The sequence below is a fragment of the Bradyrhizobium sp. genome (assembly GCF_047605465.1).
Lineage (GTDB): Bacteria > Pseudomonadota > Alphaproteobacteria > Rhizobiales > Xanthobacteraceae > Bradyrhizobium.
Genome location: NZ_JASGFS010000018.1, coordinates 82,569 through 106,287, shown reverse-complemented (window position 1 = coordinate 106,287; position 23,719 = coordinate 82,569). Strand labels below are relative to the sequence as shown.

The window sequence follows — 23,719 nt, the reverse complement described above, 5'->3', positions numbered from 1 at the left end:
CCTGAAGGGCTCAAGGCGCCCGTCACGATCGACGAAATCCTTGAAGCGCTCTGCGCGTTGGACGAAGGACCGCGTAATCCGCCTGGCGGGAAACCAATGCGACTACGGTCTGTTGAACGGGCAGCAGCATAGACGGCGTAATACATCGCCGCGGTCCGCCCGCCGCCGCGAGGCGCGCCTTGCACGCGAGCCGCTGCAGCAGATGCCGGTGGAGGTGCTGCGGTGTGCTCCGGCAGTGTCATCGAGAAGCTCGCGGCGACAGGCGCCGGCCGACGAGCGTTGCCGTCGGGCACTGGTCAACGAGATCATCGTTGCGTGGTGCATCCAATATTGTATCACCTACGGCGCTGACCACGACCTTCGTTTCGGCGCGCGTCGACGCCGACCCGGCAGCGGTCCGGCGCCGTGACGGTCGTCCGAACCGACCGTGCGGACGCAATGACGCTCTCGGTGAGCTCTGGCCCGTGTTGCCACGTTCTAGCTTCCGATAACCGGCTAGAGCAGAACCTTGCTGGGCACTGGGAATCGCGAGCCGCGCGGAGGTGCATCGAACCTTTATGTCCGGTGGCCGTTAGTTCCCGGGAAAACAGGAGCACTGCCCATGTCCGATAACCTCAAGGAACGCGCCCCCCAGGATGCCAGCCGGATTAGCCTTAGCGAAGACTGGGAGGTTCGGTACTGGACCAAGGCCTTGGGCATCACAAAAGAACGGCTTGAACAACTCGTGAAAGACCACGGAAATTCTGCCGCGGCTGTGCGTAGCGCCCTCGGCAAATGACTTCGTGAAGATCGCAACTTTCAACATCAACAACGTCAACAGCCGGCTTCCGAACCTTCTGCAATGGCTAAAGTCCTCGAAGCCGGATATTGCCTGCCTTCAAGAGCTTAAAAGTACGGACGAGGCGTTCCCGGCTGATGCGTTGCGCAAAGCGGGGTATGGCGCTGTCTGGAAGGGACAGAGGACCTGGAACGGCGTCGCCATCCTTGCGCGAGGCGCGCTCCCAATTGTCACGCGAACCTCCCTTCCAGGCGATCGCGATGACTCGCAGGCGCGGTATATCGAGGCCGCAATCGACGGAATCCTGGTCGGCTGCATCTATCTACCGAACGGAAATCCGCAGCCCGGGCCCAAATTCGAGTACAAGCTTGATTGGTTCAAACGCCTTCAGGCGCATGCTCGTAAGCTCGTGAAGGACAAGACGCCCGTAATTCTGGCGGGCGATTACAACGTTGCTCCGACCGAGATCGATATTTATCCCACCAAATCATGGGATGATGACGCCCTGGTGCAGCCAGAGAGCCGCGCCGCCTATGCCAAGCTCGTAAAGCAAGGCTGGATCGACAGCCTTCGCGAGCGAAATCCGGATAAACGCATATATACCTTCTGGCACTACTGGCGGAATAGCTTTCAGCGCAATGCCGGCCTTCGCATTGATCACTTGCTGCTCAATCCAGCGCTTGCAGGACGTCTCGTGAGTACCGGGGTGGATCTCGGCGCTCGAGGAAAGCCGCACGCAAGCGACCACGCGCCTGTCTGGATTGAAATAAAAGACACAACGGCGCGACCCGCCCGGAAAACCAAACGAGCGGTGAAACGATGATGGACAGCGCGACGCTCATCGGCGGCTTTGCCGCAGTCTGCACGACAATCTCTTACTTTCCCCAACTCAAGAAATGCTGGAACACCGGCGAGACCGGAGATCTCTCGATCGGAATGCTGCTGCTTCTGATCCTTGGTCTCGCGACCTGGGTCGTCTACGGCTTTATGCGCGAAGACATGGTCGTGATCGCTGCCAACAGCATCTCCGTATGCCTCCTCCTCGGTATTCTCGGTTTCAAGCTCCGAGAACTTTTTGGGCCCAACCGGCGCCCGAAGCGCGCATAGCGGGGACTGCCATGGCTTCACTTCCAGATTTTATTCCACCGCAGCTTTGCGAGAACGTTCATCATCCGCCATCCGGCAGCGGCTGGGTTCATGAAATCAAGCTCGACGGCTACCGGATGCAGCTTCAGGTCAAGAAGGGCGTGGCTCGGCTGCGCACGCGCAAGGGTCTGGACTGGACGGCGAAATTTGCGGCCACGGCAGAGGCCGCCGTCAAGCTTCCCGATTGCATTATCGACGGTGAAGTCGTGGCCGTCGATGAACATGGCGCGCCGGATTTTGCGGCATTGCAGGCCGCGCTTTCGGAAGGCCAAAGCCAGGATCTGATCTATTTTGCATTCGATCTTATGGCCGAGAGTGGAAAAGACCTACGCCGCCTGCCACTGAAGGAGCGCAAAGCGAGGCTTGAGACGCTCATTGCCAAGAGGACCGATAGCACGCGCATTCGCTACGTCGAGCATTTTGAGACGGGGGGCGATGCCGTGCTCAAATCGGCGTGCAAGCTTTCCCTTGAAGGCATCGTCTCCAAGAAGGTCAACGCGCCATACGTCTCCGAAAGGACGTCCAACTGGGTCAAAGCCAAATGCCGCGCTGGTCATGAGGTCGTCGTTGGCGGCTGGACAACGACGGGCTCAAGCTTCCGCTCGCTTCTGGTCGGCGTGCACAAAGGCGATCAGTTCGTCTATGTAGGCCGCGTCGGCACTGGCTACGGCAAGGGCAAGCTCGACCAGCTTCTGCCGCGGCTACGTAAAACCGAAGTCAAGTCATCGCCCTTCACGGGCCAGAATGCGCCGCGTCTCAAGCGCGACGTGCACTGGACCAAGCCGGAGCTTGTGGCAGAGATCGAATTCGCAGGCTGGACCGGCGATGGCATGGTGCGGCAGGCAGCTTTCAAAGGTCTGCGTGCCGATAAGCCGGCCGAAGAGGTTGAAGCCGAGAAGCCGGCCAAGCCGCAGAAAGCGACGCTCGCAAAACCGGCCACGCCGAAGCACCATTCTGGCAGGCCTGTCGTCATGGGCGTCATGCTCAGTCATCCGAACAAGGCGCTTTGGCCGGATGCTGGCGATGACGGGCAACTCGTGACCAAGCTGGATCTCGCGAGCTATTACGAAGCCGTCGGTTCGTGGATGATCGAGCATCTCAAAGGTCGGCCTTGCTCAGTTGTTCGCGCGCCCGATGGCTTCGACAAGGAGACGTTCTTCCAGCGGCATGCGATGCCTGGAACGTCGAGCCTCATCACGCTCGCCGCGGTGCGGGGTGACAAGAAGCCTTATCTGCAGATTGACCGTGTTGAAGGGCTTGCGGCCGTCGCCCAAACGGGCGGTCTTGAACTCCATCCATGGAATTGCCAGCCCGGAAAACCGGAAATCCCGGGACGCTTTGTGTTTGACCTTGATCCCGCACCGGACGTCGCATTTGAGGTCGTCATCAATGCTGCGAAGAAGATGCGCGACGTGCTTGAGCTCCTCGGACTCAAATCATTCTGCAAAACGACAGGCGGCAAAGGCCTTCATGTCGTGACGCCGCTTGCCGAGGCTAAGAATTCGCCTGACTGGCCGGCTGCGAAGAAGTTCGCGCGTGATGTTTGCGCGGCTATCGCCGCTCACGATCCTGAACATTTCGTTCTCAACATGGCGAAGAACAAGCGTACGGGACGCATCTTCCTCGATTATCTGCGCAATGACCGGACCGCGACAGCCGTTGCGCCTCTGTCCCCGCGCGCCCGCGCTCATGCGCCGGTATCGATGCCGCTGACCTGGGCGCAAGTGAAGAACGGACTTGATCCTCTTGCATACACGGTACGCACCGTACCTTCGCTTCTGAAGCGCACAAAGGCCTGGGATGGCTATGACGATGCAGCGGAACCGCTGCGCCCAGCGATTGAGCGGCTGAAGGCGGCGCTCTAGACATGAAAGACCTTAGACAAGCATCTCCGCAAAGCTCTGATGCCGGCTTCGTCCGCGTCCGTGGCGCGCGAGAGCACAACCTCAAGGACATTTCCGTCGACATTCCGCGCGATGCGCTGGTGGTGTTCACCGGCGTTTCCGGCTCGGGCAAGTCGTCGCTCGCCTTCGGCACGCTTTATACCGAGGCCCAGCGGCGTTATCTCGAGTCCGTATCACCTTACGCGAGACGCCTGTTTCATCAGATGGCAGTGCCGCAGGTCGATGAAATCGATGGGCTGCCGCCGGCGGTCGCGCTCCAGCAACAGCGTGGCTCTCCTACGACGCGATCTTCGGTCGGAAGCGTCACCACGCTCTCCAATCTATTACGAATGCTCTATTCGCGTGCGGGAGATTATCCAAAAGGCCAGCCGCTGCTCTATGCGGAGTCCTTCTCTGCCAATACACCGGAAGGGGCATGCCCGAAATGCCACGGGATGGGTCGCATTCTTGACGCCACGGAAAAGTCGATGGTGCCGGATGACAGCCTGACGATCCGAAACCGCGCGATTGCAGCGTGGCCGACCGCCTGGGGCGGGCAGAACCTGCGGGATATCCTGGTATCCATGGGATACGACGTGGACACGCCCTGGCGGAATCTTCCAAGGAAGGACCGCCAATGGATCCTGTTTACGGAAGAGCAGCCCACAGTGCCCGTGTATGCCGGATACACCCCGGTGGAGACCCGGCGTGCCCTAAAGCGCAAGGAAGAGCCTAGCTACATGGGCACGTTCACGGGTGCCCGTAAGAATCTGCTTCACACCTACGCCACCACGCAGAGCGCTTTGATGAAGCGACGGGCTTCGCAGTTCATCATCAGCGCCGCATGTCCTGTCTGCCACGGCAAACGGCTGAAAAAGGTAGCGCTCTCGGTAACTTTCGCCGGGCACGATATCACTGAACTCTCGCGCCTTCCACTCAAACAGCTCAGTGCATTGCTGGCGCCTTATTCAAAGCAGGCGAACGCCTTGGAAAGCGAATCCCATCCCGAGAAGATCGTGGTCGTGCAGCGAATTTGCGAGGATTTGCAGGGACGTCTTTCCGTCCTACTCGATCTCGGGTTGGGTTATCTGACGCTTGAACGCAGCACGCCGACCTTATCGCCAGGAGAGCTTCAGCGCCTTCGCCTCGCGACGCAGGTTCGCTCCAATTTGTTCGGAGTCGTCTATGTGCTGGATGAGCCGTCGGCCGGGCTGCATCCTGCGGACACCGAAGCGTTGCTGCGCGCCTTTGATCGTTTGAAGGCGTCCGGCAATTCGCTGTTTGTGGTCGAGCACGAGCTTGATGTCATCCGCCGCGCCGACTGGGTTGTCGATGTCGGCTCCGGCGCAGGCCAGCATGGTGGCGAGATTATTTATAGCGGCCCACTCGCGGGCCTCGCCGAGATCGAGGCGTCGCGTACGCGTCCGCACCTTTTCGAGGAGGCCATGCGCACAAATCGCGACCGTCGCGAGCCGCGTCACTGGCTGACCTTGCGCGGAATTACACGAAACAATCTGAACTCGCTCGATGTCGACATTCCACTTGGTGTGTTCACAAGCGTGACCGGGATTTCGGGATCGGGCAAGTCGACACTTGTCAGCCAGTTTCTGGTCGCGGCGGTCTCTGATGCGTTGGGTCAACGTTCGGAGGCGCTCGAAGCCGACGAGCCTGAAGATGCCGTTGAAACACTCGGCGGCAGAATCAGCGGCGGGGTGGAGCACGTCAGGCGCCTTGTCGTGGTCGATCAGAAGCCGATTGGCCGGACCCCTCGCTCGAACCTTGCGACCTACACGGGCCTGTTCGACCATGTCCGAAAGCTGTTTGCGGGGACGAAGGAAGCTAGATCGCGCCGTTACGATGCCGGCCGCTTCTCGTTCAATGTTGCCAAGGGCCGCTGTGCGACCTGCGAAGGCGAGGGCTTCATATCGGTTGAGCTCCTCTTTCTTCCGAGCGTCTATACGCCATGCCCGACCTGCAAGGGGTCGCGGTACAACGAAAAGACGCTCGAGATAAAAGTCCGCGGCAAGTCCGTGGCGGACGTGCTGCAAATGACCGTTGATGAGGCCTATTCATTCTTTCAAGAAGACGCAGCGCTGGAACGGAGCCTTTCTGTCATCAGACAGGTTGGTCTCGGTTATATCCGTCTCGGTCAATCAGCAACCGAACTCTCCGGCGGAGAAGCACAGCGCATCAAGCTCGCAACTGAACTTCAGCGCGCGCAGCGAGGTGGAACCCTCTACGTTCTGGACGAACCGACCACGGGGCTTCATCCGTCAGACGTTGAAAAGCTGGTCGAGCAACTTAACGGTCTCGTTGATCGTGGCAACACGGTCCTCGTCGTCGAGCACGATATGTCGCTCGTTGCTCAGAGTGACTGGGTCATCGACATGGGACCCGGTGCCGGAGACGAAGGCGGCGCTGTAGTTATCGCCGGGGTTCCTTCGGCCATTGCAAAGGCAGCTAACAGCAAGACGGCGCCTTATCTGACGCGCTTACTCACGGACAAGTCGAAAATTCGGTTTGCGGGCACACTTGGTGCTTCTGGGGACAATTATGGATGACAACAGCCGGCCGGATGATAGCAAAGGCGCGACTAAGGAGACGTTCCTAAGCCGTCTCGGTCCGGGATTGATCACAGGCGCTTCCGACGACGATCCCTCCGGAATTGGGACATACAGCCAAGCTGGCGCTCAGCTAGGCTTCGGCGTCGGCTGGACGATGCTCATCACCTACCCGCTAATGGTCGCCATTCAGGAAATCTCAGGCCGAATTGGCAGGACGACTGGGCACGGAATCGCCGGCAACGTCTGTCGAAATTATCCCGCGCCTGTCATTTGGTCGCTCGTCGCGCTTCTGTTCGTCGCCAATACCATCAATATCGCAGCCGACCTTGGCGCCATGGGCGATGCGCTCAAATTGCTCGTCGGCGGCCCGGCGCCGCTCTATGTCCTCGTCTTCGGCACGATTTCGGTGCTGGCGCAGGTCTTCCTAAACTACGATCGCTATGTTTCGATTCTGAAGTGGCTGACGCTCGTCCTGTTCGCCTATGTCGTCGCGCTTTTTGTGGTCAAGGTACCCTGGAGCGACGCGCTGGCTGGACTTTTCATTCCGAAGATTGAGTGGAGCGGCGCCTTCTTGACGACGCTGGTGGCGATCTTGGGCACGACGATCTCGCCTTATCTCTTCATCTGGCAGTCGTCACAGGAGGCCGAAGAGCAGGATATCGATCCGGACAAGAAGCCACTGAAAAAGGAACCCGAAAAGGAAGCCAAAGAGGTCCGGCGCATCAGAATTGACACGCTCGTCGGCATGGCGATGTCGAATGTGATCGCTATCGCCATCATCCTGACGACTGCGGCCACCCTCCACAGCCAGGGCATTACCAACATTCAATCCTCGTCGCAGGCGGCGGAGGCGCTTAAACCGATTGCTGGCGCATTCGCTGAACTGATCTTTGCGCTCGGGATCATCGGCACCGGTCTGCTCGCCATCCCAGTGCTCGCGGGCGCAACCGCCTATGCCATCGGGGAAGGTCGCAAATGGCCCGTCGGGCTGTCGCAAAAGCCTAAACAGGCAATCGCCTTCTATTCGGTGCTGGCGCTATCCGTGGCCATAGGCATCGCGCTTAATTTCGTGCCCATCGATCCGATCCAGGCCCTCTATTGGAGTGCCGTCATCAATGGCATCCTCGCCGCTCCTGTGATGGTCATCATGATGCTTCTGGTGAGGAAGCAATCGGTGATGGGCGATTTGATCGTAAAGGGACCGGTCTACTGGTTGGGATGGCTCGCGACGCTCGCAATGGCGCTGTGCGTCGTTGGGATGGGATTCTCGTTCTTCTCCTGACCTCGACACGGCCACCCCATCGGTCGACGCGAGAAGACCTGCGAGAATTGAAATACTTGCGCGTCGCTCAGATCGGATGGTGGTAAGAACAACCTGGAGCGGCGATGCTGAAATTTCTGAAGTATTGGCTTTGGGACATCGACAAGCCACCTGATCGCATTGGCCCGATAGGCTATGCGATCATGGGAATTTTCCTGCTGTTTTGCATTTTCATGTGGTTTTACGGGGCTCACCCGGCAGCAAAATAGACTCCGTCACAGGGTCGAGGGCAGCCGCGACAGTGATAAGGAGCCGGCATGAGTTGTGCGGGAAGGCTGTCGGATCGCGCCTACCCCTTTCAGCAGTCAGATGAACGGTTTTCCGCCCGTCACAGCGACCGTTGTTCCAGACGTGTAACTGGACAGCGGATCGGCGAGCATCACGTAGGCGGTCGCCAACTCTGCCGGTTGACCGGGCCGTTTCATCGGCACCTGCTTGCCGAAATTTTTCACGGCGTCTTCGGGCATGGTCGACGGAATGAGCGGCGTCCAGATCGGGCCCGGCGCGACAGCGTTCACACGGATGCCTTTGTCCGCGAGCATCTGCGCGAGGCCGCCGGTAAAATTCTGGATGGCGCCTTTGGTCGTCGCGTAGGCGAGGAGGATCGGGTTCGGCATATCGGAATTCACCGATGCCGTGTTGACGATCGCACTGCCCGGCTTCATGTGCGGAACGGCGGCCTTCGTGAGGTAGAACATCGCATGGATGTTGACCTCGAACGTCGTCTGCCACTCCTCGTCGCTGATATCGCCGATGTCCTTGAAGGTGGCCTGATGCGCGGCATTGTTGACGAGGATATCGACGCCACCCAGTTCTTCGACGGCGCGCTTGACGATCGCCCTGCAATGCTGCGGATTGCTGATATCGCCAGAGATAAGGACTGCCTTTCGTCCCTCTTTCTCCACCAGCGCTTTCACCTCCTGCGCGTCGTCGTCTTCGCTGAGATAGGCGATCAGGATGTCCGCGCCTTCCCGGGCGTAGGCGATAGCGACCGCCCTTCCGATCCCGCTGTCGCCACCGGTGATGATGGCCCTCAAGCCATTAAGCTTGCCGGAGCCCTTGTAACTCTCTTCGCCATGGTCAGGCCGCGGGTCCATCTTGCCGGTCGATCCTGGCATCGGCTGCTTTTGCGTCGGGAACGGCGGCTGTGGGTGTTCGGACGGCATTGCAAATCACTCCGGTTGTTCGACTTCCAACGACTCGCGCTATGTTCCGTTCCGAGCACGCCTTTCGAGCGGCGCCATGACACCCCATATTTGGCGTTATCTCAGCCCCATCTCTGGAATTCCGATTGCCCGACCAGCTCGCCCTCTTTGCCGACGCGCCTGCCCTGCCCGAGGGGCTGAGTTACGCTACGGACTTCATTCCGGAAGCCGTCGAGCGCGACCTCATCGCTCAGGTGGCGGCGCTGCCTTTGCAGCCGTTTCAGTTTGGGCAGTATGAGGGTAAGCGCCGTGTAGCATCGTTCGGCTGGCGCTATGACTATTCCGAGCGGCGCCTGGCGTCGGCAGATCCGATTCCGGACTGGCTCGCGCCTGTGATCAAGCAGGTCGAAGCATTCGGCGGCCCGCAGACTCGGATCGACCAGGTCCTTTGCACCGAATACGAAGCCGGCACCGGAATTGGCTGGCACCGCGACAAGCCGCATTTCGGCCGGATCTTTGGCGTCTCGCTCGGTTCTTCATGCCGGTTACGCTTCCGCCGTCAGGCCGACGACGGCTGGGAACGCCGTGCGCTGGATGTCGCGCCGCGGTCGATTTACGCCATGGCCGGACCATCTCGTTTTGAGTGGGAACACAGCATTCCCGCCGTTGACGCACTGCGGTACTCGATCACGCTTCGCACGCTGAAGGAAAGCGACAGCAAGTCGACGCGCGGCGCAGCAAGCGAGTCGACCTGATGGTGCGGCGAACTGGCAGTGCCGATCTCCCCTTGCACGGCGGCCGCGTTCCGCCGTGGCTCGCCGAGCGCATGGCGTCGCTCGGCGCCGTCATCACGCAGGCGATCGTCCATCACTACGGCCGCGACGAATTCCTTGAGCGGTTGTCTCACCCGTTCTGGTTCCAGTCGTTCGGCGCCGTGATGGGGATGGACTGGCACTCCTCCGGCATTACCACCAGCGTCATCGGCGCACTAAAGCGCGGTCTCGGGCCGCTGCAGTACGAGCTCGGCATCCATGTCTGCGGCGGTCGTGGACGCCACTCGCGGCGCACGCCGGACGAATTGATGCTGCTAGGCGATCGCACCGGCTTTGACGCTGCGGCGCTGACACGGGCGAGCCGGCTGGTTGCCAAGGTCGACAGCGCAGCCGTGCAGGATGGCTTCGATCTTTACCTGCATGGCTTCTTCGTCACTGATGACGGCAAATGGACCGTGGTCCAGCAAGGCATGAATGGCGACAACCGTCAGGCGCGGCGCTACCACTGGCATTCTGAGAGTTTGCAAAGCTTCGTGGAGGAGCCGCACAGCGCCATCGATGGGCCCGCGCAAGGCGAGATCGTCAATCTCACCGACCGGCGGGCCGAGCGATCACGCGCGACGCAGATGGATTTGCTCTCCAGCCTGGGTCCGGGTGGTATCGTCCGCGAATACGAAGCGGTCACAGGGCAACTCGCCGTCCAGCCCGAACTGCCGCATCTTGTCATGCCGGCACATCACGAGGTCCGGTCAAGCGACGTCTTCACCCGCCGGCTCCACGGCACGCTCGCGGCCGCGGCGGAAAGCGGTCCGAAAGATTTCTCGGACCTGTTGCTGACGCCGGGCGTCGGCGCGCGCACAGTGCAATCGCTCGCGATGGTCGCGGAAGTCGTCCACGGCGCGCCGTTCCGATTCCGTGATCCCGCCCGATTCTCGCTGGCCCACGGCGGCAAGGACCGGCATCCTTATCCGGTACCGATCAAAGTCTATGACGAGACCATTCGTGTGCTCAAATCCGCGGTGCAGCAGGCAAAGCTCGGCGCGGACGAGCGCATGACCGCGCTGAAGCGCCTCGACGATCAGGCGCGCCGGCTCGAAACCTCCGCGGATGGCCCGTCCTTTGATGCATTCGTCGCCCGCGAAAGAACTCGCTCGCCATCCCTCGACGGTCGCTCGATTTTTGGTTGGGAGAGCGACCTTTGCGGCCAAGACTTCGCGGGCAAAGACCGATAGACGAAAACGGAAAGAGCGTGAGCGTTTAGGACGTTCGGTCGAGCAGCGCTTGCGGCGATATGAATTTCTGCTGGAGCTGATCCATCGTGCATTGTCGCGCTTGCTTGTCTGGACGCCACCGCAGGATCGTCGTGCCGTGACGAAAACGTCCGCCCGTGAAGTGATCGTAGGACACTTCGATCACGAGCTTTGGCTTCACCGGTGTCCATTCCGACGAACGTTTTGTCGACCATCGGCTCGGCCCACCCGGCATGTTGCCAGTGAAGCTGCGCTCGGCAACGATTGCCTCCAAGCGGTCAGTTAGGCCAGGCTTCTGCGCCGTTTTGAGACCGGAGGTGAAGCCGACGTGATGCAGCTTGCCCTCATCGTCGTAGAGGCCGAGCAGTAGCGATCCTACAAGCTTGCGCCCGCCTGCTTTTCGCTCACCATAACGAAACCCGCCAATCACGCAATCCGCGCTGCGATGGCGCTTGATCTTCTGCATGCCGTCGCGATTGCCGCTCTGGTAAGGCAGATCGAGACGCTTGGCGATGACTCCGTCGCTTCCTCCGCCGGCGGATTGGAGCCATTTCTTCGCGTCCTTGATGTCGCGACTGGCGGGCGACAGACGAAATAGCGATTCAGGGAAGCAACGGCTCGCGAAGGCTTCCAGTTCGCGCCGGCGATCTGGTAGGGTTAGCGGGACAAGGTCCTTCGCCCCGCGCCGCAGAAGATCAAAGGCGAGAAAATGCGCCGGCGTCTCAGCTGACAGTCGTTTGATGCGGCTTGCAGCGGGATGAATGCGCTGAAGCAGAGCATCGAACGAAAACGCCTGTCCGATCGGAACGACCAGTTCTCCGTCGAGGACGAAGCGAGGCTCAGGCAACTCAGCCGCCGATTGTGCCACTTCCGGAAAATAGCGCGTGAGATCCTGGCCGGCTTTTGAGGTCATCATGACGGTCTCGCCATCGCGTGCAAGCAGGCATCGGAAACCGTCCCATTTAGGCTCGTATTGCCACTGCTCGCCGATCGGAATGGCGTCGATGGAGCGCGCCTCCATCGGCTCGATGTGTTTGAGATCGATCTCCTTGATGGACGTCTTCATGCCGCATGCCCCTCCGCGGGTTGATCGCCTGGCTCTGCGCCTTCCCCCTGCGGTCGCTCGCGCTCCTTTTTATGACTCTGTCGGCGTCGATCGACCCAGTTCATCACCGGCGTCGAGGTCACGCCATGCAAGATGACTGAGGCGAGCACAACGAGGGAGGCCAGCGCCCACAGCCGCGGCGCCTCTTCGAAGTGCGCGCGGTTCATGGCATAGGCCAAGTAGTAGAACGTTCCCAGGCCGCGAATGCCGAAGAAGGCGATGAGCGCGCGGCCGGCAGCGGGAAACGGATTGCCGAGAAGCGCGATCCAGCCGGTGATGGGCCTGATCAGAAGCAGCATCGCCGCTCCCGCAAGCGCATCCTCCCAACGCAGCGCCGTGAGGACGCCGGATGCGACTGCGTCGCCGAAGATGACGAGCACGATCACCATCAAAACACGCTCGATCTGTTCGGAAAACTCGGCCATGGCCGAATGAAAATCGTGGCCGCGATCCGTCGCGCGCAAGGTCATGGCGGCGATGAAGACGGCAACGAAGCCATAGCCATGCGCGAGTTCCGTTGCGCCGTACGAGAGCAGGGTGACGCCGACGGCAACCAGCCCATCGCCGGTTTTGGATAGCTTGAGACGCGGCAGTTTGAAGGTCAGCCAGCCGAACGCGCGCCCGGCGATGTAGCCGATGGTGACGCCGCAACCGATCTTCCAGAGTACGATCAGAAGCCAGCCCTTCCAGAGGGTCTCATACGACGCACCGGTCAATCCAATCGCAAGCGCTACAAACGGGAATGCCAGACCGTCGTTAAGGCCAGCCTCCGATGTCAGGCTGAATCGAACCTCACCGCCCTCCTCCTCCCCCGGAGGCCCAACCTGCACGTCGGCGGCGAGTACCGGATCGGTCGGCGCCAACGCAGCAGCGACGAGCAGTGCTGATGCCAATGGAAGTCCCGGCAATACCATGCAGAGGACTGTCATCGCCACGATCGTGAGAGGCATCGCGATGACGAGGAGGCGGAAGGTTAGGTTCCACCTCATCCACGAGAATGGCCGCTCGATGCGCAGCCCGACGCCCATTAGCGCGATGAGAACCACGAACTCGGTGAGGTGCTCCAGAACGGCATCCCGAAACAGACTGCCCGCATATCGCTCCGTGCCGGGGATGTAAGACATTGCGACACCCAGCGCGACCGCGACGATCGGCAAGGAGAGTGGCAGGCGCCGGACGATGAGGGGCAGCCATGCCGTCAGCAGGATCAAAAATCCAAGACTGATCGCTACGACGGCTGGGCTTAGAAAATCGGCCGCCACGTCAGGCTCTGCTGATTAATATGGACAATCCCTGCTGCTGCACCCGGTTCACGCCATCATAAGGCGGAAGTGCGCTGGCGCGACGTGCTCCCCGCCAGTTTCCAGGCAGTGGTTCATCGCCATGCCAAGACACGACTTGTAGCAGTCGAGGCAATTATCGATGCACTTTTGCATTTCGGGGCACAGGGCCATGGCACACCTCGCGTAGGTTCCTGGAGAAACGCGACTCAAATCGCCTCGTTCCCCCTGAGGGTCGGCCGAAGGAATTCACGGAGGCCCCACTGAGCGAAGCCGACCCGGGCAAGGAACCGGCCTCGGATTTGGATGTTTCTAAACTGGTCCAAAAGAGACGGGCGGCAGTCAGCGGCGGAGTCTTGCCGCCGGACAGCGGCATTGTGCTGGCATTTCGCCCCGCGGCTCAGAAAGCATGGAAAGGCGCGGTCACGATGCGGTTCGATGTGAACGGACGCTCCCTGGAGCTGGAATTCGATGCCCGGACCTCACTCCTTGATGTTTTGCGCGAGCACCTGAAGCTCACCGGCACGAAGAAGGGATGCAATCAGGGTGCCTGTGGCGCTTGCACGGTCCTCGTAGACGGAGAACGGATTCTCTCGTGTCTCACCCTAGCGGCCCAATATGAAGGGCGCTCGATTACGACCATCGAGGGTCTGGCATCGGACGGGGCGCTCCACCCATTGCAGCAGACCTTCATCGAGCATGACGGCTTTCAGTGCGGATACTGCACGCCCGGTCAAATCTGTTCGGCGGCCGGCATGATCGGAGAGATCGAACGCGGCGTGCCAAGCCACGTCACCGGCGATCTTGCCAGCCCGACGATCACGCTGAGCCGCGAAGAACTGCGCGAGCGCATGAGCGGCAATCTCTGCCGTTGCGGCGCGCATAACGGGATCGTCGACGCCATCCTCGAAATCTATGGGACGTACAAGGAGGCCGCAGAATGACGCCGCTCGCTTTCGCTCGCGCCGCCGATGCGGCCGAGGCCATCCGCCACGGAGCGGCTGCGCGCACCAAATATCTCGGCGGCGGCACCAACCTGGTCGACCTGATGCGCGAGACGGTCGAGCGACCGTCTACGGTCGTCGACGTGACGAACCTTTCGCGCGACATCACCGAGCGGGACGGCGGACTCGTGATCGGCGGCGCCGTGCGCAATACAGCGGTCGCGGAGCATCCACTCGTGCGCACGCGCTATCCCATGTTGTCGCGCGCCATCCTCGCAGGGGCGTCCGCCCAGATCCGCAACATGGCCACCGTCGCCGGCAACATTCTCCAGCGTACGCGCTGCGCCTATTTCTACGACAACGAAGGTTCACGCTGTAACAAGCGCAGCCCGGGTGAAGGATGCGATGCGCTCGAAGGCTTCAACCGCATGCACGCCATCCTCGGCGCGTCGCCAAGCTGCGTCGCTACCCACCCCTCCGACATGTGCGTCGCGCTGGCAGCGCTGGATGCGACTGTCACCGTCCAGAATGCCGATGGCAATCGCACAATTCCGCTGGAGGGCTTCCACCAGCTGCCAGGCGAGCGTCCCGACATTGAAACCGTGCTCAAGCCGGGAGACCTGATTACTGCCATCAGCATTCCGGCGCTTCCGTTCGCCACCAACTCGACCTACCGCAAGGTGCGAGACCGCGCGAGCTATGCCTTCGCGCTGGTTTCAGTCGCTGGAGCGATTGAGGTCGATGACGGCACCGTCAAAAACGTGCGGCTGGCGCTCGGGGGCGTCGCGGCCAAGCCGTGGCGGGCTCACAAGGCTGAAGCTGCGTTGCGCGGTCAGCCTGCAACCCTTCAATCGTTCCGCGCAGCGGCCGAGGCCGAATTGTCTGCCGCCGTGCCCTTGCAACACAACGCCTTCAAGATCGAACTTGCAGCGCGCACCATCGCGGCGGTTCTTGGCGAACTCTCGGGAGCAACCGAATGAGCATCCTCGACCGCGCCAAGAAGGCTGCGAAGGGCGCCGCTCAGGGCGCGATGAAGAAGGCGATCGAGATCGCGCCGGATCGCATGATCCCAGGCGGTACGCCCGATCCCGCGATCGAAAAGCACGGCCATGTTGGAAAGCCGGTGTCGCGCATCGACGGTCCGCTCAAGGTGCAGGGAAAGGCGCGCTTTGCCGCCGAGTTTGCGGCGGAGAACCTGAGCTACGCGGCTCTCCTGTTCAGCACCATCGCCAAGGGCCGGATTGCGGATCTGGACATCGCGGCAGCAACAGCCGCTCCTGGCGTCATATTGGTCATGACCTACAAAAACGCTCCGCGCATGAAGCCGATGCCGTTGTTCATGACCGATGCGAAGGCCGCGGGCGGTGACAACCTGCCGATCATGCAGGATGACCGCATCCACTGGAACGGCCAGCCGATCGCGCTGGTACTCGCAGAAACCCAGGAGCAGGCCGACCACGCCAAATCGCTGATCAGCGTTACATACGATGCGGAACCGGCCATCACCTCATTCGAATCCGCGAAGGCTGCGGGAACGGACCTCGCGGAATTCCAGGGCGAGCCTCTGAAGCTCGAAATCGGCGATGCGTCAAAAGCTCTGGCAGAAGCCCCGTTCAGCACAGATCAGATCTATCGAACGCCCCGCCATGCGCATAATGCCATCGAGCCGCACGCGGCGACGGTGAGCTGGAGCGGTGACGATTTGATCGTTCACGACGCCACCCAGGCGGTCGTGCACACGGCTTGGTCGCTCGCGCAGGTGTTCGACGTCGACGAGAAACAGGTCCACGTCACGTCGCCTTATGTCGGCGGCGGCTTTGGCTCGAAGACGCTGTGGCAACATCAGGTTCTGGGTGCCGCCGCGGCAAAGCTCGCCGGCCGTCCTGTCCGCATCGCGCTCTCCCGCGAGGGCGTCTACCGAACCGTCGGGGGCCGCAGTCAGACCGAGCAGCGTGTCGCCATCGGCGCCAAGGACAACGGGCATTTCACCGCCATCCTGCATACTGGCACGACCGTCATGACGCGCAACAATGCAATGCCCGAGCCGTTCATCGTGGCGACGCGCAGCGGCTACGCGGCCGACACGTTCAAGCTCCAGGTCGAAGTCGCGTATATGGACATGCTCGCAAACACGTTCATGCGGGCACCGGGCGAAGCGGTTGGAACGTTCGGCCTCGAATGCGCCATCGACGAGCTCGCCGACCGTCTCGGCATCGACCCGATCGAGCTGCGGCTGCGCAACGAACCCGAAAAAGATCCGACCGGCGGCGCGCCCTTCTCGGCACGCCACATCGTGGAGGCTTACAAGTCCGGTGCCGCACGCTGTGGATGGGACCAAAGAGGGCAGCCCGGCGCAAGGCGCGATGGCGAATGGCTGGTCGGGCTCGGCTGCGCGACCGCGACCTATCCCTATTACCGCATGCCGGGCGGCGCGGCCCGCATTACGCTCAAGCGCGACGGCCATGCCACAGTCGCGGTCGCGGCGCACGAGATGGGTATGGGCACAGCGACGACGCAGACGATCGTCCTGGCCGAGCGGCTCGGTTTGCCGCTCGATTACGTCTCGGTCGAGTACGGCGATTCAGTCCTGCCGGGGCTCGTGCTTGCGGGCGGCTCGCAGCAGACCGCCTCCATCGGAGCGGCCGTCATGGCGGCCCAGGCCAAGCTGAACACCGAGCTGCTGAAGCTCGCCGGCAACGACTCCCCTCTCGCAGGCCTGCGAGCCGATGATGTGGAGGGCGCAGATGGCGGGCTGCGCAAGCGCGGCGAGCCCGAGCTCCATGAGAGCTACGAGTCGATCCTGGCCCGCGCCCAACGTGACGAGGTAACGGTGGAGGCTGAAGGGCCAACCCCGCTCGAACTGGTCCACTGGTCGATGCATTCCTACGGCGCAATGTTCTGCGAGGTGAGGGTCAACGCCGTTACCGGCGAAATCCGCGTGAGCCGTTTCCTCGGCTCGTTCGATTGCGGCCGCATTCTCAACCCCAAGACGGCCGCCAGCCAATTCCGGGGCGGGATCATCATGGGGCTCGGCCTGGCGCTGATGGAAGAGACGCAATTCGACGAGCGTAACGGACGCATCATGAATCCGAGCCTCGCCGACTATCATGTGCCCGTGCACATGGACGTCCCCGAGATCGATGTGATGTGGACGGACATTCCCGATCCGCACACGCCCCTGGGGGCACGCGGCATTGGGGAGATTGGCATTACAGGTGTGGGCGCGGCAGTCGCCAACGCGGTCTTCAACGCGACCGGCAAAAGGATCCGTGATTTGCCGATCACACTCGACAGGGTGATGTCGCGGTTGGCTTGAGATTAAGTGCCCGATTGGCTGCCTCGTTTACTATCTGTTCGCATTTTAGACAGAGCATGGAGGTTTCCTGGCACAGGATAACAACATGTCGACTGTGGCCGCACCCATTGCCACGGCCCTGCAGCCGCGGGGCGCCGCGTTGCCGGAAATGGCGACCGCGGTGCTGATCCTGAGCGAGTCGCGCGAGGTCGAGTACGTCAACCGAAGCGCGGAAGATCTCTTCAGCCCCATCGATCCAATCGGATGCAACTTTCCAGACCTGCTGGCCAATTGCGGCGCAACGGCGTCGGGCGACATTTTCGCTCCCGTGGACGCCGGCGAGCCCCCAGCGGAGATACGCATAACGCTCGCTGACGGGCGGCTGCTGGACTGCATGCTCCGCTGCCTGTCAAGCGGCGGCTTCGTCCTCAGCATAGACGACGTGACCGCCCTGGTTCGAAACGCCGAGTTGGCGCGGCGCGACGTGCTGACGGGTTTACCCAACCGAGCAGTCTTCCACGAACAGCTGACTGATCGGGTCATGCGAGCTGAACGCATGGGGGAGCGCCTCGCCGTTCTGTACGTCGATCTCGATCGGTTCAAGGCAATCAACGACACGCTCGGCCATGCGACGGGTGATATGCTGCTGCAGAAGGTCGCTGATCGCTTTCGCAGCGCTCTTCGCGAAGGCGAGCTGGTCGCACGTCTTGGCGGGGATGAGTTCGCGATCATCCAGCCCGGTATGGCGCAGCCGGAGGCCGCCAAGGCGCTGGCGCGCCGATTGGTCGACTTGATCAGCCGGGCTTACGCCATCGCCGGGCATATGCTGCACGTCGGGACCAGTATCGGAATTGCACTCTACCCCAACGATGGCCGCGAGCCGGATGAACTTCTCAAGAATGCCGATCTCGCGCTCTATCGCGCCAAAGCTGATGGTCGCGGTTCGTACCGCCTGTACGAACCCGGCATGGACGAACGCATGCAAGCCAGGCGAGCGATGGAGATCGATCTCCGACGCGCGCTCGCCTTCAAGCAATTGCAGCTGTTCTACCAGCCAAAGGTGCGGGCCGACTCCCGGGAGATCATCGGCTTCGAGGCGCTGATCAGATGGAACCATCCCGATCGCGGTCCGGTATCTCCCGCCGCATTCATCCCGCTGGCAGAGGAGATCGGCGTCATCGTTCCTGTGGGAGAATGGGTCCTCCGAGAAGCCTGCAAGCAGGCGGCGTGCTGGCCCCGGGCAGTCACTGTGGGGGTCAATCTTTCGCCCGTCCAGTTCCGGACGGGTATGATCCTCGAAACGGTGACCTCGGCGCTCGCGCATTCGGGACTGGCGCCGGAGCGTCTCGAGATCGAGATCACAGAAGGCGCGTTACTCGAGAACTCCGAGGCCGTGCTGGAAGTTCTTCACGGCCTACGCGCTCTTGGCGTTAAAATCGCGATGGACGACTTCGGCACAGGCTATTCGTCCCTCGGGTATCTCCAGAAGTTTCCATTCGATACGATCAAGATCGACCGCTCATTCGTAAGCGGCATCGACAAGGACGAGAAGCGACGCTCCATCGTCCGTGCGATCGCGCAACTCGCTTCCGGACTTGGCATGGCGACCACGGCCGAAGGAGTAGAGACAGAATCCGAGCTGGCATGCGTTCGCACAGAAGGCTGCACCAACATCCAAGGCTACCTTACAGGCCGTCCCCAACCCGCCGAGGCTGCGACGAATCTGCTCATCCCGTCGTTTGGTCACCAGGCGACGAAGGAGAGCACGAGATGACGAACAGGCTGAGCAAGCTGGTTTATTACAGCAGAAACCGTGTTGCAGGCGGTCCCGAAGAGCTTGCTGACGCGATCGCATCGATCCTGGCCGCCAGCCGAAAGAACAATGCCGAGGTGGCAGTGACCGGTGCCCTGATGTTCAACGCCGGATGCTTCGCCCAGGTGTTGGAAGGCCCGCAGGGTGCGGTAGAAGGCGTGTTCGAGCGTATCCAGCAGGATGAGCGTCACGGCGACGTGTCGCTGCTCGCCTTCGAACCCGTGCAGACACGGGCCTTCGAGAACTGGTCGATGGGCTTCGTCGGCGCCTCGGTCGCTGACGCTGCCCGTTATGGCTCGATGGCGGACGAAAGCGGATTCGATCCGGCGCGCATGACTGGAGATGCGCTCTTCGAAACGCTGCATCGGCTGGCGATCGAGGAAGAGGGTCGCTCCTTCTAGCTCGTTCCGCCCTCTGGATGGCGATCTCCTGGTCACGTCGAGCGTGATGTCTTGGCGTTTGTCGTCGATACCGCCGATCAGCTAAAGGCTGCAGCCGCCATTGCCGAAATCCGCTTCTTGACGCCTCCCTTGCGTTACTCACGACAGCCGGCCGAGGTTTGACCGGCGAGGCTTCAAATGCAGGACGGCCCAAGCTCTAGCCTTGGCCGTCCTGACTCTGCCCACACCTCTCCCGATCGTCACGCCGTCGCGTTCTGTTTGGAGGCAACGCCCGCTGCGAACTCGCGATAGGAATGCAGCGGCCGACCCAGAATTTTCGTCAGACGCTCGACATCGCCAGGAGCCGGGATCATGCCGTCGCTGACATATCGCTCGGCCATCAGGCGCATCTCGTAGGCCATCCATCTCGGCATGAACGTCGCCATGTTCTGCTCGAAGCCACTGGGATCGTCTCCGCCATAGGCAATCGGGCGGCCGAGCACTTCCGACCAGATCGCGGCCACGTCCGAACCCGTGAGGATATCCGGGCCGACGAGGTTAATCGTCTCGATCGGCAGCTTGCCCGGCGCCCGATCGAGTCGGATCAATTCGATCGCCGCCACCTCCGCGATATCGCGCGCATCGACCATGGCGACACCTTTGCCGCCGATCGGCATCGGATAGACGCCGTGATTGAAGATGACGTCCTTGATCATGACCTCGTTGTCGATGAAGTAGGACGGGCGCAGGATCGTGGCGGAAAAGCCCATCTGCTCGAGCATGCGTTCCGCTCCGGATTTCACGGCGAAATGCGGCACGTTGACGGAGCGGTCAGCGCCGAACACCGACAGGTACACGACACGATCGACCCCCGATTCCCGGGCGACGTTGAGAGTAATGATGGCCTGGGTGAATTCGTCACCCGTCACCGCATTGAGCAGGAACAGGCTGCTGACGCCTTTAAAGGCAGCGCGTAGCGCGTCGACATCCAGCAATTCGCCTTGGGCAACTTCGATGCCGACCGGGAAAGTGGCCTTGGAGGGATCGCGGGTGAGAACGCGGACCGCGGCACCGCGCTGGACGAGTTGGTCGACGACATGGCGGCCAACGCGGCCGGTGGCTCCGATAACGAGGACAGTCATGGGGTGACTCCTGATGTGTGGTTGTTGACACCCCCGAAATTATTGATCCACAGGGAGACCGATAGACGCTATATCTGGACGGATTGTCTCACTGGTGGAACACATGGACCTCCTTGCCCTTGCGGATTTCAATCTCGTTGCCCGCCATGGCGGATTCGGCCGCGCTGCCCGGGCTGCCGGCCGTCCGAAGGCGACGTTGTCGCGTCGGGTCACGGAATTGGAGGCAGCGCTCAATCTGCGTCTTTTCGAGCGTGGCGCGCGGGCGCTCAAGCTGACCGAGGAAGGACGGGCACTGTTCGAGCGCGCAGGTCAGTTGCTGACCGAGTTGGAGGAAACAGCCTCGGCGATCGCCGCCGGCGGCGAACGTCCCCGCGGCCGGCTGCGGATCAGCGCTCCGCTGCTGTTCTCGCAGACCGCGATGGGAAGGATCGCAGCGGACTTCGCCCTGAAATATCCGGAGGTTCGCCTCGAAGTAACGACCGAAGACCGCGCCGTCGACATGATCGAGGAAGGCTACGACCTGGTGATCCGCGTCAACCCGGATCCGGATGAAAGCCTGGTTGGACGCGTCTTTCTACGCGATCGTCTGGTGGTCGTGGCCAGTCCGAATCTCACGCGACCGGTTGCGAACGAAGCTGTGCGTGCTGTGGTGCGCTCGGCCGGCGACAGAGTGCCGTGGCAGGTGAAAACTTCGCACGGTCCTAAAAAGATCGTGGTCGAACCGGTCCTGGCGCTGTCATCCCTCTTGATGGTCAGGGACGCGGTCCGTGCGGGCGTCGGCGCAGGACGTCTGCCCATCTCGCTCGTGAGCCACGACCTGGCGGCCGGCACTCTGGCGCATTGGGCAGATGTTGACGGACCGGAGATCACGTTGTGGACGCTCTACCCCTCCCGGCGGCTACTGAGCGCGCGCGTCGCGGCCTTCCTCGACCATCTCAAACAGGCCTTTCCCATGGGGACGCCAGACGAGTTAGCGGCCTATATCTTCAAGTGAACCAGTTTAACCCAACAGGCCGTTTTGCAATGGCGCCTTAGGCGCGGCGGCATCAGCCACTTGTGGGGCGTTCCGATCAAACGAGACGACGCGTTGATGATATCGCGTCGGCAAGCCATTCCCGGCATCAATCTTCTGGGTGTCCATTCGATAGTTGCGATTTTTCCTGATGAACGGCTCAACCCAATTCTGGTCATGCGCATAGAAAACCGTATCTTCGGCCGAACGCGCGAGAAGTCGATTGATCTCGATTGCCTCTTGCCGAGTGATTTTCTTTCGTTTGAATGAAAAGTTCTTGAAGGCAAAATCGCCGCCACGCTCGTTGATATCTGGCTTGAAGCGAACCGCGATGTGGGGCGCCAGCGGCAACACCCGGTTCACGACGCAGCGATCGTCCGACTGTTCGTTGGCGACCGGGAAATCGCTCGTGAAGAACTGACATTCCTTGTGCTCGTTGATCAGCACATCCCATTGGCAATTTCCGAACGCTGCTACGCGATCGAGGATGTTGGCGATGCCGACCGCTTGCGGCATTTTTGGATCGACGACGATTTTGATGCCGCCGCTGTCGAGCAAATCCGTCAAGTCTTTGCCGCCAAGCTCCGTTGGAGGCGGCGGGAATGCTCCCTTCGCGTCCGCAGCCTTGGCAAAGGCTTCCATATTGCCTTTCACGACCTCGGCGTTCATCCGCATGGCTGCCGGCGAGCATGTGAGAAGGTAGCTCAGGAACCCAGCTATCACATAGACGGCCTCAGTGTTGGGCTTTCCACTCTCAAGAAGCGACACAGAGCCGTTGTACTTACCCTCAATCGTTTTCAAGAACTCTTCGATCGCGCGCGGCTCGGTCAAGAAATCGTTCGTGTTTCCTTCATCCGTGCGGCACACGGCTTTGGAGTTGGGCGTAAACGATTTCAGGTCGCTTTTTCTTGTCGCATGCATCAGTTCGCCGAGTTCCGGCGAATAGAACCGTTTGAGATGGACTTGCGAAACGTAATGATCGAGTGCCATCGGACGCCTGCTAAGCTGCCGCGCCGCGTTTCGGATAGTGGAAATCGAGTTGCGATTGATGTGTCGCAATCCGATGCGCAGACGCGGCGAATAATAGGAACTCGTCGCGGACAATATCTTGCTTCGCCACGCCGAACTTCAGGACATGATTAGTCCCCTCGATCAGGAGCTCTTCCGGCGAGTCATGGAGAATGTGTCTATCGAGGACCGGGACCATGTGGGCGACGTGTTCGGCGATGGTCCGGAATGCCTGTAGCGCCGCGGCGCCGACATCACTCCGTGCCAGAGGGGTCGGAAAAGTCACATCGAAAGTCTGGGTGCGATATCCATCGACAACACGAAGGGTTACCTCATAAATCTTTCCGCCATCGTCCACCGGTGAGTAGCCGGCAATTTCCAGTCGCGGTTCTTCCTGCGGCTCCAGAAGCGCTTTCCAGCCTTGGCCTTCGACCATCTGAACGATCCGCCACTTGTTCGTGAACAGCGCCGCTTCCGCGACTGATCGTCCTTCCACGCCAAGCGGCAGGTTGCCGCGTTGGCGGAGGAGGATCAGCTTGACCTGAACGCCAGGTCGAACATTGCCCAGCTCCCATGCGGCTTTGAGTCCGCCGTGATTGGTTTTTGGTCGCCATAGGTAGAAGCGGCCGTTGCCGTCATTGGCGTCAATCCAGGATGTAACAACGAGGCCGCCGTCTCTGTCGACGCCGCCCCAGAAACCCCGCGCAGTCCCGGTCTCAACCCCCGCTTCGTGGAGCTTGTCGAGAAATTTCCCGAATGGGGGTAGCTGCACAGACATCTGGAGTCCTCCAAGTCGCATCCTACTCTATGTAATAGCTCAGGCAAGTCTATGCCATGTCTCGGCGCCCAACGCGGCTACTTTGAATTGTCGCATTTTTGT

At 61.0% G+C, this 23,719-nt stretch carries 21 protein-coding genes and 1 pseudogene; 15 read left to right on the top strand and 7 right to left on the bottom strand.

Annotated features, from left to right (window positions below; translation table 11 throughout):
* Nucleotides 1-601 precede the first annotated feature (601 nt).
* The 7 genes from QM712_RS16790 (at nucleotide 602) to QM712_RS16760 (ending at nucleotide 7,901) form a co-directional block, all read left to right on the top strand.
* Nucleotides 602-778, top strand: coding sequence for a DUF3606 domain-containing protein (locus tag QM712_RS16790; RefSeq protein ID WP_415024230.1), 177 nt, complete (start codon nucleotides 602-604; stop codon nucleotides 776-778).
* A 4-nt stretch (nucleotides 779-782) separates the two neighbouring features.
* Nucleotides 783-1,601, top strand: coding sequence for an exodeoxyribonuclease III (locus QM712_RS16785; protein WP_415024229.1), 819 nt, complete (start codon nucleotides 783-785; stop codon nucleotides 1,599-1,601).
* Nucleotides 1,601-1,885, top strand: a complete 285-nt coding sequence (locus tag QM712_RS16780; RefSeq protein WP_415024228.1) for a SemiSWEET family sugar transporter — start codon at nucleotides 1,601-1,603, stop codon at nucleotides 1,883-1,885. Before QM712_RS16785 ends, QM712_RS16780 begins: the two co-directional genes overlap by 1 nt.
* Before the next feature lie 11 nt (nucleotides 1,886-1,896).
* On the top strand, nucleotides 1,897-3,789 hold the full coding sequence (gene ligD / locus QM712_RS16775; protein ID WP_415024227.1) for a DNA ligase D: 1,893 nt from the start codon (nucleotides 1,897-1,899) through the stop codon (nucleotides 3,787-3,789).
* Between the two features lie 2 nt (nucleotides 3,790-3,791).
* The gene (locus QM712_RS16770) at nucleotides 3,792-6,368 is read left to right on the top strand and encodes an excinuclease ABC subunit A (protein WP_415024226.1); all 2,577 of its coding nucleotides are present in this window, start codon (nucleotides 3,792-3,794) and stop codon (nucleotides 6,366-6,368) included.
* Nucleotides 6,361-7,653, top strand: a complete 1,293-nt coding sequence (locus QM712_RS16765; protein ID WP_415024225.1) for an NRAMP family divalent metal transporter — start codon at nucleotides 6,361-6,363, stop codon at nucleotides 7,651-7,653. Before QM712_RS16770 ends, QM712_RS16765 begins: the two co-directional genes overlap by 8 nt.
* Before the next feature lie 104 nt (nucleotides 7,654-7,757).
* Nucleotides 7,758-7,901: a hypothetical protein gene (locus QM712_RS16760; protein WP_415024224.1), complete on the top strand. Its 144-nt coding sequence runs from the start codon at nucleotides 7,758-7,760 to the stop codon at nucleotides 7,899-7,901.
* A 96-nt stretch (nucleotides 7,902-7,997) separates the two neighbouring features.
* On the opposite strand, the gene QM712_RS16755 is transcribed toward QM712_RS16760, so the two are convergent.
* Entirely contained in the window at nucleotides 7,998-8,858 is an 861-nt protein-coding gene (locus tag QM712_RS16755; RefSeq protein WP_415024223.1) for an SDR family oxidoreductase, read from the bottom strand.
* Between the two features lie 125 nt (nucleotides 8,859-8,983).
* On the opposite strand from QM712_RS16755, the gene QM712_RS16750 reads away from it, so the two are divergent.
* Both QM712_RS16750 and QM712_RS16745 read left to right on the top strand, forming a co-directional pair.
* Nucleotides 8,984-9,592, top strand: coding sequence for an alpha-ketoglutarate-dependent dioxygenase AlkB (locus tag QM712_RS16750; protein WP_415024222.1), 609 nt, complete (start codon nucleotides 8,984-8,986; stop codon nucleotides 9,590-9,592).
* A complete protein-coding gene (locus QM712_RS16745) occupies nucleotides 9,592-10,842 on the top strand; it encodes a DUF763 domain-containing protein (protein WP_415024221.1) in 1,251 nt (416 codons plus the stop codon). The genes QM712_RS16750 and QM712_RS16745 overlap by 1 nt, the downstream gene beginning before the upstream one ends.
* A gap of 25 nt (nucleotides 10,843-10,867) precedes the next feature.
* On the opposite strand, the gene QM712_RS16740 is transcribed toward QM712_RS16745, so the two are convergent.
* The 3 genes and pseudogenes from QM712_RS16740 to QM712_RS16730 all read right to left on the bottom strand — a co-directional run.
* Nucleotides 10,868-11,881: an ATP-dependent DNA ligase gene (locus QM712_RS16740; RefSeq protein WP_415024236.1), complete on the bottom strand. Its 1,014-nt coding sequence runs from the start codon at nucleotides 11,879-11,881 to the stop codon at nucleotides 10,868-10,870.
* Between the two features lie 41 nt (nucleotides 11,882-11,922).
* On the bottom strand, nucleotides 11,923-13,227 hold the full coding sequence (locus tag QM712_RS16735) for a cation:proton antiporter (protein WP_415024220.1): 1,305 nt from the start codon (nucleotides 13,225-13,227) through the stop codon (nucleotides 11,923-11,925).
* A gap of 51 nt (nucleotides 13,228-13,278) precedes the next feature.
* A pseudogene (locus QM712_RS16730) lies at nucleotides 13,279-13,419 on the bottom strand (four-helix bundle copper-binding protein); the annotation flags it as partial.
* Between the two features lie 254 nt (nucleotides 13,420-13,673).
* Between QM712_RS16730 and QM712_RS16725 the strand changes: the two are divergent.
* The 5 genes from QM712_RS16725 to QM712_RS16705 all read left to right on the top strand — a co-directional run bounded on the left by QM712_RS16725 (nucleotide 13,674) and on the right by QM712_RS16705 (nucleotide 19,698).
* Nucleotides 13,674-14,189 (top strand): 2Fe-2S iron-sulfur cluster-binding protein, encoded by a 516-nt coding sequence (locus tag QM712_RS16725; protein WP_415024235.1) that lies wholly within the window; start codon nucleotides 13,674-13,676, stop codon nucleotides 14,187-14,189.
* A complete protein-coding gene (locus QM712_RS16720) occupies nucleotides 14,186-15,169 on the top strand; it encodes an FAD binding domain-containing protein (protein WP_415024219.1) in 984 nt (327 codons plus the stop codon). The genes QM712_RS16725 and QM712_RS16720 overlap by 4 nt, the downstream gene beginning before the upstream one ends.
* Nucleotides 15,170-15,219: 50 nt before the next feature.
* The gene (locus QM712_RS16715; protein ID WP_415024218.1) at nucleotides 15,220-17,505 is read left to right on the top strand and encodes a xanthine dehydrogenase family protein molybdopterin-binding subunit; all 2,286 of its coding nucleotides are present in this window, start codon (nucleotides 15,220-15,222) and stop codon (nucleotides 17,503-17,505) included.
* Between the two features lie 85 nt (nucleotides 17,506-17,590).
* Nucleotides 17,591-19,258 carry an EAL domain-containing protein gene (locus tag QM712_RS16710; protein WP_415024217.1) on the top strand — a complete coding sequence of 556 codons (1,668 nt, stop codon included), beginning with the start codon at nucleotides 17,591-17,593 and terminating at the stop codon, nucleotides 19,256-19,258.
* Nucleotides 19,255-19,698 carry a BLUF domain-containing protein gene (locus QM712_RS16705; protein ID WP_415024216.1) on the top strand — a complete coding sequence of 148 codons (444 nt, stop codon included), beginning with the start codon at nucleotides 19,255-19,257 and terminating at the stop codon, nucleotides 19,696-19,698. Before QM712_RS16710 ends, QM712_RS16705 begins: the two co-directional genes overlap by 4 nt.
* A 239-nt stretch (nucleotides 19,699-19,937) precedes the next feature.
* Here the strand turns inward: QM712_RS16705 and QM712_RS16700 are convergent, their stop codons facing one another.
* Entirely contained in the window at nucleotides 19,938-20,819 is an 882-nt protein-coding gene (locus QM712_RS16700; protein ID WP_415024215.1) for an SDR family oxidoreductase, read from the bottom strand.
* A gap of 103 nt (nucleotides 20,820-20,922) precedes the next feature.
* Between QM712_RS16700 and QM712_RS16695 the strand changes: the two genes are divergently transcribed.
* Nucleotides 20,923-21,813: a LysR family transcriptional regulator gene (locus QM712_RS16695; protein WP_415024214.1), complete on the top strand. Its 891-nt coding sequence runs from the start codon at nucleotides 20,923-20,925 to the stop codon at nucleotides 21,811-21,813.
* A gap of 6 nt (nucleotides 21,814-21,819) precedes the next feature.
* On the opposite strand, the gene QM712_RS16690 is transcribed toward QM712_RS16695, so the two are convergent.
* On the bottom strand, nucleotides 21,820-22,821 hold the full coding sequence (locus tag QM712_RS16690; RefSeq protein ID WP_415024213.1) for a DUF4238 domain-containing protein: 1,002 nt from the start codon (nucleotides 22,819-22,821) through the stop codon (nucleotides 21,820-21,822).
* 10 nt (nucleotides 22,822-22,831) lie between these two features.
* A complete protein-coding gene (locus QM712_RS16685) occupies nucleotides 22,832-23,617 on the bottom strand; it encodes a hypothetical protein (protein WP_415024212.1) in 786 nt (261 codons plus the stop codon).
* Nucleotides 23,618-23,719: the final 102 nt, after the last annotated feature.

Excerpts from the sequence above, each read along its gene's own strand:
- QM712_RS16790 (WP_415024230.1), top strand. The coding sequence starts at position 602 with ATGTCCGATAACCTCAAGGAACGCGCCCCCCAGGATGCCAGCCGGATT.
- QM712_RS16705 (WP_415024216.1), top strand. The coding sequence starts at position 19,255 with ATGACGAACAGGCTGAGCAAGCTGGTTTATTACAGCAGAAACCGTGTT.
- ligD (WP_415024227.1), top strand. The coding sequence starts at position 1,897 with ATGGCTTCACTTCCAGATTTTATTCCACCGCAGCTTTGCGAGAACGTT.
- QM712_RS16765 (WP_415024225.1), top strand. The coding sequence starts at position 6,361 with ATGGATGACAACAGCCGGCCGGATGATAGCAAAGGCGCGACTAAGGAG.
- QM712_RS16760 (WP_415024224.1), top strand. The coding sequence starts at position 7,758 with ATGCTGAAATTTCTGAAGTATTGGCTTTGGGACATCGACAAGCCACCT.
- QM712_RS16710 (WP_415024217.1), top strand. The coding sequence starts at position 17,591 with ATGTCGACTGTGGCCGCACCCATTGCCACGGCCCTGCAGCCGCGGGGC.
- QM712_RS16715 (WP_415024218.1), top strand. The coding sequence starts at position 15,220 with ATGAAGAAGGCGATCGAGATCGCGCCGGATCGCATGATCCCAGGCGGT.
- QM712_RS16770 (WP_415024226.1), top strand. The coding sequence starts at position 3,792 with ATGAAAGACCTTAGACAAGCATCTCCGCAAAGCTCTGATGCCGGCTTC.
- QM712_RS16685 (WP_415024212.1), bottom strand. The coding sequence starts at position 23,617 with ATGTCTGTGCAGCTACCCCCATTCGGGAAATTTCTCGACAAGCTCCAC.
- QM712_RS16755 (WP_415024223.1), bottom strand. The coding sequence starts at position 8,858 with ATGCCGTCCGAACACCCACAGCCGCCGTTCCCGACGCAAAAGCAGCCG.
- QM712_RS16745 (WP_415024221.1), top strand. The coding sequence starts at position 9,592 with ATGGTGCGGCGAACTGGCAGTGCCGATCTCCCCTTGCACGGCGGCCGC.
- QM712_RS16700 (WP_415024215.1), bottom strand. The coding sequence starts at position 20,819 with ATGACTGTCCTCGTTATCGGAGCCACCGGCCGCGTTGGCCGCCATGTC.
- QM712_RS16690 (WP_415024213.1), bottom strand. The coding sequence starts at position 22,821 with ATGGCACTCGATCATTACGTTTCGCAAGTCCATCTCAAACGGTTCTAT.
- QM712_RS16720 (WP_415024219.1), top strand. The coding sequence starts at position 14,186 with ATGACGCCGCTCGCTTTCGCTCGCGCCGCCGATGCGGCCGAGGCCATC.
- QM712_RS16740 (WP_415024236.1), bottom strand. The coding sequence starts at position 11,881 with ATGGAGGCGCGCTCCATCGACGCCATTCCGATCGGCGAGCAGTGGCAA.
- QM712_RS16695 (WP_415024214.1), top strand. The coding sequence starts at position 20,923 with ATGGACCTCCTTGCCCTTGCGGATTTCAATCTCGTTGCCCGCCATGGC.
- QM712_RS16725 (WP_415024235.1), top strand. The coding sequence starts at position 13,674 with ATGCGGTTCGATGTGAACGGACGCTCCCTGGAGCTGGAATTCGATGCC.
- QM712_RS16780 (WP_415024228.1), top strand. The coding sequence starts at position 1,601 with ATGGACAGCGCGACGCTCATCGGCGGCTTTGCCGCAGTCTGCACGACA.